The sequence below is a fragment of the Xanthomonas arboricola genome (assembly GCF_003353015.1).
In the GTDB taxonomy this organism is placed as follows: domain Bacteria; phylum Pseudomonadota; class Gammaproteobacteria; order Xanthomonadales; family Xanthomonadaceae; genus Xanthomonas; species Xanthomonas arboricola_E.
Map to the genome: position 1 here is coordinate 1,273,710 of NZ_QREM01000009.1, position 13,902 is coordinate 1,287,611.

12 protein-coding genes are annotated in these 13,902 nt (G+C 66.5%); 2 read left to right on the top strand and 10 right to left on the bottom strand.

Annotated elements, in window-relative coordinates; all coding sequences use genetic code 11:
* Positions 1 to 4: 4 nt before the first annotated feature.
* From C0541_RS16015 to C0541_RS16030, 4 genes are read right to left on the bottom strand one after another with little or no spacing between them, the layout of a single operon-like run.
* The gene (locus C0541_RS16015; protein ID WP_115049837.1) at positions 5 to 538 is read right to left on the bottom strand and encodes a pilus assembly protein PilP; all 534 of its coding nucleotides are present in this window, start codon (positions 536 to 538) and stop codon (positions 5 to 7) included.
* Positions 535 to 1,200, bottom strand: a complete 666-nt coding sequence (locus tag C0541_RS16020) for a type 4a pilus biogenesis protein PilO (RefSeq protein WP_016903585.1) — start codon at positions 1,198 to 1,200, stop codon at positions 535 to 537. The genes C0541_RS16015 and C0541_RS16020 overlap by 4 nt, the downstream gene beginning before the upstream one ends.
* A complete protein-coding gene (locus tag C0541_RS16025) occupies positions 1,197 to 1,964 on the bottom strand; it encodes a PilN domain-containing protein (protein ID WP_115049838.1) in 768 nt (255 codons plus the stop codon). The genes C0541_RS16020 and C0541_RS16025 overlap by 4 nt, the downstream gene beginning before the upstream one ends.
* Complete coding sequence (locus C0541_RS16030; protein ID WP_115049839.1) at positions 1,964 to 3,022, bottom strand: type IV pilus assembly protein PilM; 1,059 nt, start codon at positions 3,020 to 3,022, stop codon at positions 1,964 to 1,966. The genes C0541_RS16025 and C0541_RS16030 overlap by 1 nt, the downstream gene beginning before the upstream one ends.
* Positions 3,023 to 3,236: 214 nt before the next feature.
* On the opposite strand from C0541_RS16030, the gene C0541_RS16035 reads away from it, so the two are divergent.
* Together C0541_RS16035 and C0541_RS16040 are read left to right on the top strand one after the other, a co-directional pair.
* A complete protein-coding gene (locus C0541_RS16035; RefSeq protein ID WP_161960102.1) occupies positions 3,237 to 5,663 on the top strand; it encodes a penicillin-binding protein 1A in 2,427 nt (808 codons plus the stop codon).
* 200 nt (positions 5,664 to 5,863) lie between these two features.
* A complete protein-coding gene (locus C0541_RS16040; protein ID WP_115049841.1) occupies positions 5,864 to 6,514 on the top strand; it encodes a hypothetical protein in 651 nt (216 codons plus the stop codon).
* A gap of 102 nt (positions 6,515 to 6,616) precedes the next feature.
* Here C0541_RS16040 and C0541_RS16045 read toward each other — a convergent pair whose 3' ends face one another.
* The 6 genes from C0541_RS16045 to garD all read right to left on the bottom strand — a co-directional run bounded on the left by C0541_RS16045 (position 6,617) and on the right by garD (position 13,870).
* The gene (locus tag C0541_RS16045) at positions 6,617 to 7,906 is read right to left on the bottom strand and encodes a citrate synthase (RefSeq protein WP_115049842.1); all 1,290 of its coding nucleotides are present in this window, start codon (positions 7,904 to 7,906) and stop codon (positions 6,617 to 6,619) included.
* A gap of 229 nt (positions 7,907 to 8,135) precedes the next feature.
* Positions 8,136 to 8,378: a type B 50S ribosomal protein L31 gene (locus tag C0541_RS16050; RefSeq protein WP_024938126.1), complete on the bottom strand. Its 243-nt coding sequence runs from the start codon at positions 8,376 to 8,378 to the stop codon at positions 8,136 to 8,138.
* Between the two features lie 71 nt (positions 8,379 to 8,449).
* Complete coding sequence (locus C0541_RS16055) at positions 8,450 to 9,388, bottom strand: nucleoside hydrolase (protein ID WP_115049843.1); 939 nt, start codon at positions 9,386 to 9,388, stop codon at positions 8,450 to 8,452.
* A 166-nt stretch (positions 9,389 to 9,554) separates the two neighbouring features.
* Positions 9,555 to 11,699, bottom strand: coding sequence for an ATP-dependent DNA helicase RecG (gene recG, locus C0541_RS16060; RefSeq protein WP_115049844.1), 2,145 nt, complete (start codon positions 11,697 to 11,699; stop codon positions 9,555 to 9,557).
* A gap of 15 nt (positions 11,700 to 11,714) precedes the next feature.
* Positions 11,715 to 12,095, bottom strand: a complete 381-nt coding sequence (locus tag C0541_RS16065) for a RidA family protein (protein WP_115049845.1) — start codon at positions 12,093 to 12,095, stop codon at positions 11,715 to 11,717.
* A 254-nt stretch (positions 12,096 to 12,349) separates the two neighbouring features.
* Positions 12,350 to 13,870 carry a galactarate dehydratase gene (garD, locus tag C0541_RS16070; protein ID WP_238601343.1) on the bottom strand — a complete coding sequence of 507 codons (1,521 nt, stop codon included), beginning with the start codon at positions 13,868 to 13,870 and terminating at the stop codon, positions 12,350 to 12,352.
* Between the last annotated feature and the right edge of the window lie 32 nt (positions 13,871 to 13,902).

Consider the following 13,902-nt stretch of genomic DNA (forward strand, 5'->3'; position numbering starts at 1 on the left):
CACTTTATTGATCATCCAATGCGAGCGCGGCCGGCCGTTCAAGCCATCCACCCGCACCGTCGGGCACAAGTTCAATCAGCTCGATGCGGTCTTCGTAGACCCCGGTGACCCGGCCATCGCTCTGTCCCAGATACACACCCGGGCGTACCCGGTAGGTCACCTTGTCGGGCGCCATGACCAGCGCGACCAGGCCCGAACCGCCGCCAATGGTCCCCACCATGTCGAGGGCGTCGAGCGGATAGGCCTCCAGCGGCTCCTTGCGCCGGTTCGGATCCGGACGCATGCCGTTGCCGCCTTCCGCACTGACCCAGGCATCACTGAACGGGTCGCGCATCGACTGCGCCGCATACTCGAACGTCTCGAACTGCTGCATCACCGGCAATGGCTCCAACGGCGGCGCCGGCCGTGCGCGCACTTCGGCGACCCAGGCTTCCAGATTCGGCGCATCGCCCGGCGTGCTGGTCACACCGCGCGTACACGCCGGCAATACAGCCATTAGCGCCACGCAGGACAGGATCTTGAGCAGTCTCATGGTCATTGGCCGCCCTTCTTGGCAGCATCGGCCGCCGCCTTCTCCTGCTCGGCCATTTCCTCATCGTCCAGATAACGATAGGTCTTGACCGTGCCGGACAGTTCCAGCGCCCCGCGCGGGGTGATGCCGGCCTTGGGGTCCTTCGGCTTGAGGTTGATGTCGTGCATGGTCAGGATCACCACGCGCGGCAGCGACGCCACGCCGCTGACGAAGGCACCGAACTGGTGGTAACTGCCTACCATGCGCAGGGCGATCGGCTTTTCGGCGTAGAACTCCTTCGGCGATTCCGGGCCCGGCTGGAACAACTCGTTGGACAGCCCGCTGGACAGCGCGGTCTGCGAGATGTCGATGATCAGGTCCGGCATTTCGGTCTTGCTGGGCAGCTGCCGCAGCATCTGCTGCAGCACCTGTTCCATCTGCGCGAGCTGCTGCTTGAGCGGCTCCAGATTCACCGCGCGGCCCTGCTGGGTCTCGAACTCGGTGCGCAGCTGTGTTTCGGTCCCTTCCAGGCCTTCGAGTTCATCGCGCTTGCCGCTGATCAACAGGAACCAGGCCAGCACCATGATGAACAGGCCGACCACCACGCAGAACACGATGCGTGCCTGCTGCGGCCAGCCGCCGATGTTGTTGAAATCCAGATCGCTGAGCTTGAATGCTTTCTTACTCATGACGCCGCCCCCTCCTGTGGCCGAGTGGCTGGCGCCGGCGCTGGATGCACAGGCGCAGCGGCCGGCGGCGTCGCAGGCGCAGGCGCTGCAGGTGCCGCTGCTGGCGTGCCCGCAGGTGCCGCTCCGGCCGGCGCTGCACCCGGCGCTTGCGCGTCGACCGGTGCGGTGCCGTTCTTGTCAGCCTCGTTCGGATTGGCCAGCTTGACCTTGAGCGTGAATACGTACGGCAGTGCCGTGGTGTCCATCGGAGATGCGGCAGGCTGCCCGGTCTTGTCCTGGCTCTTGGCCTCGATGATCGACAGGTCCGGATTGGTCATCCAGCCCGAGCCTTCCAGGTTGCGCATATAGGCACTGACGCGCGCATTGGACTGCGAGCGTCCTTCCAGGGTGAGGATGTCGCCGTCCTGCTTGATGTTGGTCAAGGCCACGCCATCGGGAATGGTGCGCACCAGCGAATCGAACAGGTGCACCATCTGCGAGCGATTGGCCTGCAGCTCCTCGATCACCTTCTTGCGGGCCAGCAGGCGGTCCTTCTTCTTGTCGAGTTCACTGATCTCCTGGTTCTGCGCCTTGACCTTGTCGATTTCGGCGGTCAGGAACGCATTGCGCTCGGTCTGGCCGGTGATCTGTGCGTCGTAGTAGAACCAGACCAGGACCGACAGCAGCACCCCGCCCAGCGCGGCGAAGCCCAGCATGGAGTAGAACTCGCGCTCGCGCGCCTTCCGGCGCTCGGCGCGCCAGGGTAAAAGATTGATTCTTGCCATCAGTCAAAGCTCCTCAGGGCCAGGCCGGTGGCAATCATCAATGCAGGCGCATCCAGCGCCAGCGCATGGGCCTGGACCTTCGGGCCCAGCGTCATCTGCGCAAGCGGGTTGGCGACCACGGTGGTCACACCGAGCTGCTCCTCCACCATCTCCGGCAGGCGCGACAGCGCGGCGCAACCGCCGGCCAGCACGATGCAGTCGACGCGATTGAATTCGCTGCCCGCGTAGAAGAACTGCAGCAAGCGGCTGATCTGCTGCACCGTCGCCTCCTTGAACGGCTCCAGCACTTCGACCTCGTAGCTTTCCGGCAAACCGCCCTGACGCTTGGCCAGGCCGGCCTCTTCGTAGGTCAGCCCGTACCGGCGCATCACCTCGTCGGTGAGCTGCTTGCCGCCGAAGACCTGCTCGCGGCTATACAGGCTGCGGCCGGAACGCAGCACGCTCAGCGTGGTCATGGTCGCGCCGATGTCCACCAGCGCGACCACCGCATCGGCGGCAACCGGCAGCTCGCTGGCAACCAGGGCGAACGCGTTCTCGACCGCAAAGGCCTCCACGTCCATCACCTTGGCAACCAGCCCCCCCAGCTCCAGCGCGGACTGGCGCAGTTCCACGTTCTCCGAACGCGACGCCGCCAGCAGCACCTGGACCATGTCCGGGCTGTTGGGCATCGGGCCGATCACTTCGAAATCGAGATTCACTTCCTCGATCGGGTACGGGATGTAGTTGGTGGCTTCCAGCTCGACCTGGGCTTCCATGTCGCTGTCATCCAGATCGGCCGGCATCGGGATCAGCTTGGTGATCACCGCCGAGCCGGCCACCGCAGCTGCGGCATTCCTGGCCTTGCTGCCGGACCGGTTGATGGCGCGGCGGATCGCTTCGCCGACCGCCTCGACTTCGACGATGTTCTTTTCCACGACCGCATTCGGCGGCAACGGTTCCACCGCATAGTGGTCCACGCGGAAACGGTTCCCGCTGCGCGACAGCTGCAGGAGCTTGACCGCAGTGGAACTGATGTCGACACCGATCAGTGGCGACTGACTCTTGGGTAGAAGCCCCACGGAAACTCCCCTGCCGATGGGCACTTGGACGCATGTTCGCGCCCTCGTATTAATAACTAGATTTTAACAGTTGACAAGCCCTTCACGCGCAAGGCAATGGCCCCGCGACGTGACCCCAGTACCGTCTTCTGCGATCCCCAGAGTTCGGCCCCAGCCAAACCCGGCGTCATCTATACTCTGTGACCAAGAAATCTGCAATCGGAATCTCTCTTACATGCCCCGTATTCGCCGTTGGCTGGGCTGGATCCTGGCCGCGTTCGTGGTGCTCGCCCTGCTTGGTGCTATTGCTGCCGGCGGCCTGTATTACGCCATTTCCTCCAAGTTGCCGGACGTGCAGTCGCTCAAGCAGGTCGAACTGCAGGAGCCAATGTACGTGTATTCCAGCGACGGCCGCCTGATGGCCGTCTACGGCGAGACCCGTCGCTACCCCGTCCAGATGAAGGACGTGCCGCTGCGCCTGAAGCAGGCCTTCCTGGCAACCGAGGATGCGCGCTTCTACGAGCACGGCGGCGTGGACTACAAGGGCATCGCCCGCGCGGTGTGGCTGCTGGCCAGCACCGACGCCAAGCGGGTGCCGGGTGGTTCGACCATCACCCAGCAGGTGGCGCGGCAGTTCTTCCTCAGTTCCGAATACAGCTATACCCGCAAGCTGGCCGAGATCCTGCTGGCGCGCAAGATCGAAAGTGAGCTGAGCAAGGACGAGATCTTCGAGCTGTATCTCAACAAGAGCTTCTTCGGCAACCGCGCCTACGGCGTGGGTGCGGCGGCCGAGTACTACTACGGCAAGAAGATGAGCGAGCTGAGCCTGGACGAGATGGCCTCGCTGGCCGGCATCCCCAAGTTCCCGTCCAGCGGCAACCCGATCAGCAATCCGGAACGCGCGCAGGAACGCCGTGACTATTACGTCCTGCAGCGCATGGCCGACCTGGGCTTCGTCAGCCAGGCCGAAGCCGATGCGGCCAAGGCGGTGCCGATGCACGCCAAGCCGCACGAGCCGCCGGTCGAGGTCTACGCCCCGTACGTGGCCGAGCTGGTGCGCCAGGAAATGATCGCCAAGTACGGCGGCGATGTGCTCAACAAGGGTTACCACGTCACCACCACCATCGATGCCACGCTGCAGACCGGCGCCGATGCGGCGGTGGCCGAAGGCCTGCGCCTGTACGACCACCGGCATGGCTGGCATGGCGTGGAGCAGCATGTCGATGTCCCCGCCGACGCGGATGCAGCGGCACTGGCCAAGCATCTGTCCGGCGTGTTCACCCAGGGCGGCCTGCGCGCGGTGATCGTGGCGCGCACCAATGCCGACGGCGGCGTGACCGTCGTGCAGAGCGACAAGACCGAGCTGACCCTGCCGGCCAGCGCCAGCCGCTGGACCAACAAGACCCCGGCCAAGTTGCTGACGCGCGGCGACCTGACCCGCATCCGCGCCGGCGAAAAAGACGGCGAATGGATCATCGACCAGTTGCCGCGCGGCCAGGCCGCGCTGGTGTCGCTGGATGCCAACAGCGGTGCGCTGCGTGCGCTGGTCGGCGGTTTCAGCTTCGCCGGCAACAAGTTCAACCGTGCCACCCAGGCACGTCGCCAGCCGGGTTCCAGCTTCAAGCCGTTCGTGTATGCGGCCGCGTTCGAGAAGGGCTTCAACCCGGCCTCGATCGTGCTGGATGCCCCGGTGGTGTTCCGCGACCGCCGCGGCAAGACCTGGTCGCCGCAGAACGACGGCGGTGGCTTCCGCGGCCCGATGCGCCTGCGCGAGGCGCTGGTGCAATCGCGCAACCTGGTGTCGGTGCGCCTGCTGGACGCGATCAGCGTCGATTTCGCACGCAAATACATCAGTCAGTTCGGCTTCCAGGAAGCCGAGCTGCCGCCCAACCTGTCGATGTCGCTGGGCACTGCGTCGCTGACGCCGCTGTCGGTGGCGCGTGGCTATGCGGTGTTCGCCAATGGCGGCTCGCGGGTGGAGACCTGGATCGTGGACGAGATCAAGGACCGCGACGGCAATGTCGTCTTCAAGGAGGTTCCGGCGGTGGCCTGCCGTACCTGCGCGCTGCAGGGTGGCAATGTCGCGCCGGTGAGCCAGGTGGTGGACGGCTTCAACTTCGGCGCCCCCGCACTGCCCAAGTCGATCGAGCCGACCACGGCGACGCCGGACACGCCGGCGGAGACCGCCCCGGCAGCCACTGCCGAAACCAAGATCGCGCCGCGCGCCATCGACGAGCGCACCGCCTACCAGCTGGTCTCGATGATGCGCGACGTGGTCCAGCGCGGCACCGGCACCGCGGCCAAGGTGCTGGGGCGCGAGGACGTCGGCGGCAAGACCGGCTCGACCAACGATCACCGTGACGCCTGGTTCTCCGGCTTTGGCGGCCCCTACGCCACCACGGTGTGGGTGGGCCGCGACGACTTCCGCTCGCTCGGCTATCGCGAATACGGTGGCAAGGCCGCGCTGCCGATCTGGATCGACTACATGCGCGTGGCCCTGAAGGACAAGCCGATCGCCGCCAACGACCCGCCCGACGGCATGACCCAGGCCACCATCAATGGCGCGGTGGAATGGGTGAAGAACGAGGACCTGGATCGCCTGCAGGATTACGACTACGGCCTGCAGGAGCAGCAGGACGAGAAGGCGTTCGATATCTTCTGAGTGCCGGGGTTCGGGAATCGGAACGGCGCAGGCCGGCCGATTCCCCGGACTCGACACGTAGCGGCAGCGATGGTTCAACGCATGCCAGGGCGTGCCTGCGCTGATCGAACACGGTCCGTCGGGCATGCGCCCCGTGACTTTCGCCACGCCGTCATGCGGCTGTTGTAGAGTCGAACCAGGTTCATGAGGGGAGCCCGGTCATGCATCACGCGCGCGAACACGCCGATACGCGAACCCGAGAACGGCGCCACCGCCTGGCGCACGAGGCGGCCCGGCTGATGGCCGAAGGCGGCATCCGCGATTTTCATCAGGCCAAGCTCAAGGCAGCCAGCCGGCTGGGCATCCACGACGACGCGTCGCTGCCGCGCAATCGCGAGATCGAAGACGCCCTGCGCGAGCACCAACGCCTGTTCGCCGGACCGGCGCACGGGCTGCGGCTGCGCCAGCGCCGCGAGGCCGCCTTGCGCGCGCTGGAGTTTCTCGGCCCGTTCCAGCCGCGCCTGACCGGCCCGGTACTCGACGGCACGGCCGACGCCAATGCGCCGGTGCAATTGCAGCTGCACAGCGACGATGCCGATGCCGTGCAGCGGTTTCTGGAAGAACACCGCATTCCTGCCGAATTGCGGACGCGCCGGCTGCGCCTGGACCGCGAGCGGACTGCCGAGTTCCCGGTCTGGTTGTTCAGTGCCGAGGACCTGACCTTCGACCTGACCGTGCTGCCGTACGACGCGCTGCGCCAGGCGCCGTTGTCGCAACTGGACGAAAAGCCGATGCAGCGCGCCTCGGCCGCCCAGCTGCGTCAGCTGTTGGCAGACGACGACGGTGGCGGCGCCCTGCCGCCCATGCGCTGATTACAACGCGCCAGGCTCGGCCGCTGGCACAAGTGCGCCAGATCCGTAAACACAAACGCCCCGCAGTGCGGGGCGTTCGTTCAAGCAGACAACCGCAAGCGTTTAGCGCTTGGCGCTGTCGGTGTAGTCGCGCTTGTCGTAGCCGGTGTAGATCTGGCGCGGACGGCCGATCTTCATTTCCGGGTCGACCTGCTGCTCCAGCCAATGCGACACCCAACCGGCGGTGCGTGCAATGGCGAACATCACGGTGAACATCTCCACCGGAATATTCAGCGCCTTGTAGATCAGGCCCGAGTAGAAGTCGACGTTCGGGTACAGCTTGCGCTGCACGAAGTAGTCGTCCTTCAGCGCGGCTTCTTCCAGCTTCAGCGCAACTTCCAGCAGCGGATCGTTGACGCCCAGCTCGCCCAGCACCTTGTGGGTCATCTCGCGGATGATCTTGGCGCGCGGGTCGAAGTTCTTGTAGACGCGGTGACCGAAGCCCATCAGGCGGAACGAGGAGTTCTTGTCCTTGGCCTTGGCCACGGCGGACTCGACGTTGTCGGCGGTGCCGATCTCTTCCAGCATCTTCAGCACGGCTTCGTTGGCGCCGCCGTGTGCCGGGCCCCACAGCGCGGTGATGCCCGCTGCGACCGAGGCGTACGGATTGGCACCGGTCGAGCCGACCAGACGCACGGTCGAGGTCGAGGCATTCTGCTCGTGATCGGCGTGCAGGATGAACAGCAGATCCAGCGCCTTGGCCACCACCGGATTGATCTCCAGCGGCTCGCTCGGCACTTCGAACATCATGTGCAGGAAGCGGTCGACGTAGTTGAGGTTGTTGCGCGGGTAGCGGATCGGCCAACCGATCGAATAGCGGTACGCGGCAGCAGCCAGGGTCGGCACCTTGGCGATCAGGCGGATGGCGGCCTGACGGCGCTGCTCCGGATCGTTGAGGTCCAGGGTGTCGTGATAGAACGCCGACAGCGAGGCGACCGAACCGGCCAGCATGGCCATCGGATGGGCGTCGTGACGGAAGCCACCGAGGAAGTTCTTCAGCGACTCGTGCATCATCGTGTGATGCGTCACTTCGTGGTCGAACTTCTTGAACTCGTCCGCGGTCGGCAGCTCGCCGTTCATCAGCAGGTACGAGACTTCGAGGAAGCTGGACTTCTCGGCCAACTGTTCGATCGGGTAGCCGCGATACAGCAACACGCCGTTGTCGCCATCGATGTAGGTGATGGCCGACTTGCAGCTGGCGGTGGCGGTGAAACCCGAGTCGTAGGTGAACAGACCGGTTTCTTTGGTCAGCTTTGAGATATCGACGCAATCATTGCCAAGCGTGGGCTTGAGAACCGGCAGAACGACCGACGTGTCGCCGGCGTTGAGCGTGACCTGATCAAGATCGGACACTGTGTACGCTCCTTCAGTGGAAGGCGCCTGTCACCAGATGGGCAGGCACGTGATGGAAGTCCAGGGCATCGCCCCGGATCACGTCATTATCGCACAGCAACATTTTGGCCGTCGCTTGGACAGAAGTCGTAGACGCACCCGTCGAAGGCGTGAAAACGAAGTTGCCGACGCCCAAAAAACAACGGCCGCGCAATGCGCGGCCGCTGCCGGTACAGCCCGTCCTGCAAGCTCAGCGCGCGTAGCGCTTCTGGAACTTGTCGATCCGGCCGCCGGTGTCGATCACCTTGTGCTTGCCGGTATAGAACGGGTGCGAGGCCGAGGAGATATCCACCTTGATCAGCGGGTATTCCTGGCCGTCTTCCCACTTCACGGTCTCTTTCGAGCTCATGGTGGAACGGGTCAGAATCTTGAAATCGGACGTCACGTCGTGGAAGACGACGTCGTTGTAGCTGGGATGAACGTTATCTTTCATGGACTTGGCGCCGGGCTGCCTGGATAAGCCGGGCATTATAGCGGCCTCCAGACGCCCGGCGCAAGATCACCCTAACCCGCCGCCAGCGCCGCCCCGACCAGGCCGTAGAACTGCCGGCGGTCGTACTCCAGCAGCAGGTTGGCGTTGTCGGGCGCGCCACCCTGCCGGTTCCAGTCCACCAGGGTCATCCCGCGGGTGTGCGTACCGGTCAACTCGATATGCACCGGCCGCTGTTCCAGCCGCTGGGCACCTTCCGGGTGCAGCGCGAACGCCATCGCCAGTGCATCGGCGGCGTACCAGTACTCGCCGCGGCTGTCTTCGGACCACAGGCGGGTCTTGCGCGAGATTTCCTCGTAGAACCGCGCCCGCGCAGAGTCCGCCGCCAGCCATTGCTCGACATCGCGATGCAGCAGGCCGTGGGCGATGGTGGCCTCCCAGTCGGCCACGTCGAAGTGCGGGAAGCCGCGGAACACGATGTGCGCCGCCTCCGGGTCGAAGCCGATGTTGAATTCGGCCGCCGCGGTGATGTTGCCGTGCCCGGTCAGCGCCCCGCCCATCACCACCAGCCGCGCCACCCGCTGCGGCAGGGTCGGATCCAGCGTCAGCGCCAGCGCAAGATTGGTCAGCGGGCCGAGCGCCACCAGCAGCAGCTCGCCGGCGTATTCGTGCGACAGGCGCAGGATGGCCAGCGCGGCGTGCTCGGTCTCGGCAGTGCGTTTGGCCGGCGCCAGGCCGACATCGCCGAAGCCGTCGATGCCATGCACATGCGCTGCGTCCACCGAGGGGTGCAGCAGCGGCTGCGGGCAACCCGCGTAAACCGGCACATCCTCGCGCCCGGCAATCTCGCAGACCTTCAAGGCGTTGCGCACGGTGTGCTCCAGGCCGACGTTGCCGGCGGCGATGGCCAGGCCGACGACGTCATGCCGGGAGTCGTTGAAGGCCATCAGCAAGGCCAGCGCGTCGTCCACGCCCGGGTCGGTGTCGATCAGCAGCGGTATCTTTTTGGTCATGGGATTCGGGATTCGGGATTCGGGATTCGTTGCAGCATCTTCGCAAGGATCAGCGAGGCACGCGAATCACCGGGACGCCAAGGCGGCAGCAGCCTTGCCTTTACGATTCCCGATTCCCGATTCCCGATTCCCGATTCCCCAATCCCGATTCCCGATTCCCCGCCACTCAAGCCGCGGCGTAACGCACCGCGCTGCCGATCCAGCGCGCGACCACACGGTCGGCAATCTCCGGCGCGTCGGCCAGCAGCCGTTCGGCGAGCACCTGCACGCGCGGCAGCAACCCGGCATCGCGGGTGAGATCGGCGATGCGGAAGCTGGCCAGGCCGGTCTGGCGGGTGCCCAGCAATTCGCCGGGGCCGCGCAGCTCCAGATCCTTTTCCGCGATCACGAAGCCGTCGTTGGTCTGGCGCATGGTTTCCAGGCGTTGCCGCGCCATCATCGAGAGCGGCGCCTGATACAGCAGCACGCAACTGGACGCGGCCGCGCCACGCCCGACCCGGCCGCGCAACTGGTGCAACTGCGCCAGGCCCAGGCGCTCGGCGTTTTCGATGATCATCAGCGAGGCGTTGGGCACGTCCACGCCGACCTCGATCACCGTGGTGGCCACCAGCAGATCGGTGCGGCCCTGCTTGAAATCCAGCATGGCCTTCTGTTTTTCGGCCGCTTTCATGCGCCCGTGCACCAGCGCCACACGCACGCCGGGCAATTGCGCGGACAGCGCTTCGAAGGTGACCTCCGCCGCCTGCGCTTCGATCCTTGGCGGGCCGCTGGGCGCACCCTTGCCGGGCTCTTCGCTTTCTTCGATCAGGGTGCAGACCCAGTAGGCCTGGCGCCCTTCGGCGCAGGCGGCGCGGATGCGCTCGACCAGCTCCGGCCGGCGCTCGGCACTGAGCACGATGGTCTGCACCGGCGTGCGCCCGGGCGGGAGTTCGTCGATCGCCGAGACATCCAGGTCCGCATAGGTGGACATCGCCAGGGTGCGCGGAATCGGTGTGGCGGTCATCACCAGCTGATGCGGCACGCTGCCGGCGGCCGCCCCCTTGTCGCGCAAGGCCAGGCGCTGGTGCACGCCGAAGCGGTGCTGCTCGTCGATGATGGCCAGCGCCAGATCGTGGAAGACCACCGCGTCCTGCATCAACGCATGCGTGCCGACCACCACCTGCGCCTGGCCGGAGGCTACCTCGGCCATCGCCGCGGCACGTGCCTTGCCGGTGACCTTGCCGGCCAGCCAGACGATGCGCACGCCCAGCGGTTCCAGCCAGCCGCGCAGATTGGCAAGGTGCTGCTCGGCCAGCAGCTCGGTCGGCGCCGCCAGCGCGACCTGCTTGCCCTGCTCCACCGCCAGCATCGCCGCCAACGCGGCAACCACGGTCTTGCCGCTGCCGACATCGCCCTGCACCAGCCGCAACATCGGCGATGGCTTGGCCAGGTCGCGGGCAATCTGCGCGAACACGCGCTGCTGCGCACCAGTGAGCTGGAATGGCAATGCCGCGCGCAGTTGCTGCACCAGGGTGCCGTTGCCCGGCAGCAACGGCGCGTGGAAGCGCTGCAGGGCGATGCGCTGGCGGCGCAGGCTGAGCTGATGCGCCAGCAGCTCTTCGAGCGCCAGCCGCTGCTGGGCCGGGTGCCCACCGGCGAGCAGCTGCTGCGGGTCGGTGTTCACCGGCGGGCGATGCATGGTCAGCAGCGCGGCGCGCAGCGAGGGCAGTTGTTGGTCCTGCAGCCAGTGCGGCGGCAGCAGTTCCAGCGCCGCCTCCGCCGGCAACCGCTCCAGCGCCTGGCCGATGAGCTTGCGCAGCGTGGCCGGGCCAACGCCTTCCAGCACCGGGTAGACCGGGTCCAGGCTGTCGCCCAGCCCGGCATCCTCGCCCGGTGCCAGCACCCGGTAACTGGGGTGCACGATCTCCCAGCCCTGCTGCCCGGGCTTGGGAGTACCAAACACGCGCACGCGCGTGCCGACGGCAAACTGCGCCACCTGCGCAGCGCGGAAATGGAAGAAGCGCAGCACCACGCTGCCGTGCGACGCGTCCGAGACCGCCACCCGCAACACCGGACGAAAGCGGAAGCCACGCTCCACCGCCTCCACGCGCCCCTCGATCTGCGCCGGCACGCCGCTCTGCAACTGCGCGATCGTGGTCAGGCGGGTGCGGTCCTCGTAGCGCAACGGCAGATGCAGCCACAGATCCTGCAACGTCACGATGCCGCGCGCAGCGAACTTCTCGGCCACTTTCGGGCCGACGCCGGGCAGGCTGGCAAGCGAGGCCTGGCCGGCGACGGCCAGGCGCGGGGTGGCGGTCGCTGCGCGTGGCACGGCAGGGCGCTCGGATCAGTCGAGCACCATCACCGCATCGACCTCGAAGCCGGCGCCCTTGGGCAGGCCGGACACCTCGATGGTCGAACGCGCGGGGAACGGCGCCTGGAAATACTCCTGCATCACCGCGTTGACGGCGGCGAACTGGCCCAGGTCGGTCAGGTACAGGCCCAGCCGCACGATCCTGTCGAGCGAGCCACCGGCCGCTTCCGCAACCGCCTTGAGATTGTCGAACGCGCGGCGTGCCTGCGCGCCGATGTCGCCGGGCACGATCTCGCCGGTGGCCGGGTCCAGCGGGATCTGCCCGGAGAAATACACGGTGCTGCCGGCGCGCACGGCCTGGGAATACGGACCGATGGCGGCAGGCGCCTGATCGGTATGGATGATCTGGGACATGGGAACTCCGTCAACACTGAAAACAAGCGCGCATTGTATCGGCGCATGCGGCAGGGGAGCGACTGGTGAAGGCGCAGGACCGGCCTGGTGAATCAGGTGCCGGCACCTGACGCGAGCCGGTGGGTTGAAAGCCCCCAAGCCGCGGGGCGAGAAGGCACGGATTGCCCGCCACCGGTGCGCCTGCCCGGGAGCGCCCGCATCGCGGGCCGGGCCGTGGCGTGGCACGAGGGTTGGGGTGAGGGTACGGAATCGCCCTAGGTGATCGGCGCCGGGTTGAACAGGGCCAGGTCATTGTGCAGGCGATGCTGCTCGGTCCAGGTGCGTTGGCCGCTGGCCACGTCCAGATAGCGCTGGAACAGCTCCCAGCCCAGTTGCTCCAGCGTCTTGGCCCCGGTGGCCACCCCGCCAGCGTCGATATCCATCAGGTCGGACCAGCGCTGCGCCAGCTCGCTGCGGGTGGCGACCTTGATCACCGGTACCATGCCCAGGCCGTACGGGGTGCCGCGCCCGGTCGTGAACACATGCAGGTTCATGCCGGCGGCCACCTGCAGCGTGCCGCAGACAAAATCGCTGGCGGGCGTGGCGCAGTACTGCAATCCACGCCCCTTGACCCGCTCACCGGGCGGCACCACGCCGTTGATCGCCGACGAGCCGGACTTGGCGATCGAGCCCATCGCCTTCTCCACGATGTTGGCCAGCCCGCCCTGCTTGTTGCCCGGCGTGGTATTGGCGCTGCGGTCAGCCTGGCCGCGTGCCAGATAGCCGTCGTACCAGGCCATTTCGCGCACCAGCGCCCTGGCCACATCCGCATTGGCCGCGCGGGGCACCAACAGATGGATGCCATCGCGCACTTCGGTGTTTTCCGAGAACATCACCGTGGCGCCGGCACGCACCAGCAGGTCGGCGGCCACGCCCAGGCCTGGGTTGGCGGTGACGCCGGAAAACGCGTCGCTGCCGCCGCATTGCATGCCCACCACCAGTTCGCTGGCCGGCACGGCTTCGCGGCGGCGCAGGTCCAGATGGCGCAGCCGTTCCTCGGCCATGGCCATGATCGAACTCACCATGTCGGCAAAGCCCAGACTGGCTTCCTGCAGGCGATACACGCCACTGTCGTCCTCGGTGGCGTCGTCGGGCAGCAGACGCTCGGGTGCGAGCTTCTCGCAACCTAGGCCCACGATCAGCGCCTGCCCGCCGAAGTTGGGGCTGCGCGCGATATTGCGCAGCGTGCGGATGGGAATGATGGCCTCCGGCGCGGTGATCGCCACGCCACAGCCGTAGACGTGATTGACCGCCACGACATCGTCGACATGCGGATACCTGGGCAGCACCTCGGCGCGGATGCGCTCGACCGCATGCTCAAGCACGCCGACCACGCACTGCACGCTGGTCATGATGCCCAGGATGTTGCGAGTGCCCACGCTGCCATCGCGATTACGGTAGCCCTGGAAGGTGTAGCCCTCCAGCGGCTCGGGCTCCGGCGCCGGATGCAGCGACAGATCCAGCGTGGTCAGCTCGGGGGCCTGCGGCATGTCCAGCAACTGCTCGCTCACCCATGCGCCGCGCAGGATGTCGGCGTTGGCAGTACCGATGACCGCGCCCAGGCGGATCACCGCCGCGCCTTTGCGCAGGTCCACCAGGGCGATCTTGTGGCCCTGCGGAATATGCTCGATGGCGGTGAGACCGTCGGCGAAGGTGGCGCCGGCGGGCGCGCCGCCATCGTTGACGACAATGGCGACATTGTCGCGCGCATGGGCGCGGATACTGAGCCAGGGCATGGCGTGCTGGGTTGCGGACATCAGGGGGCTAC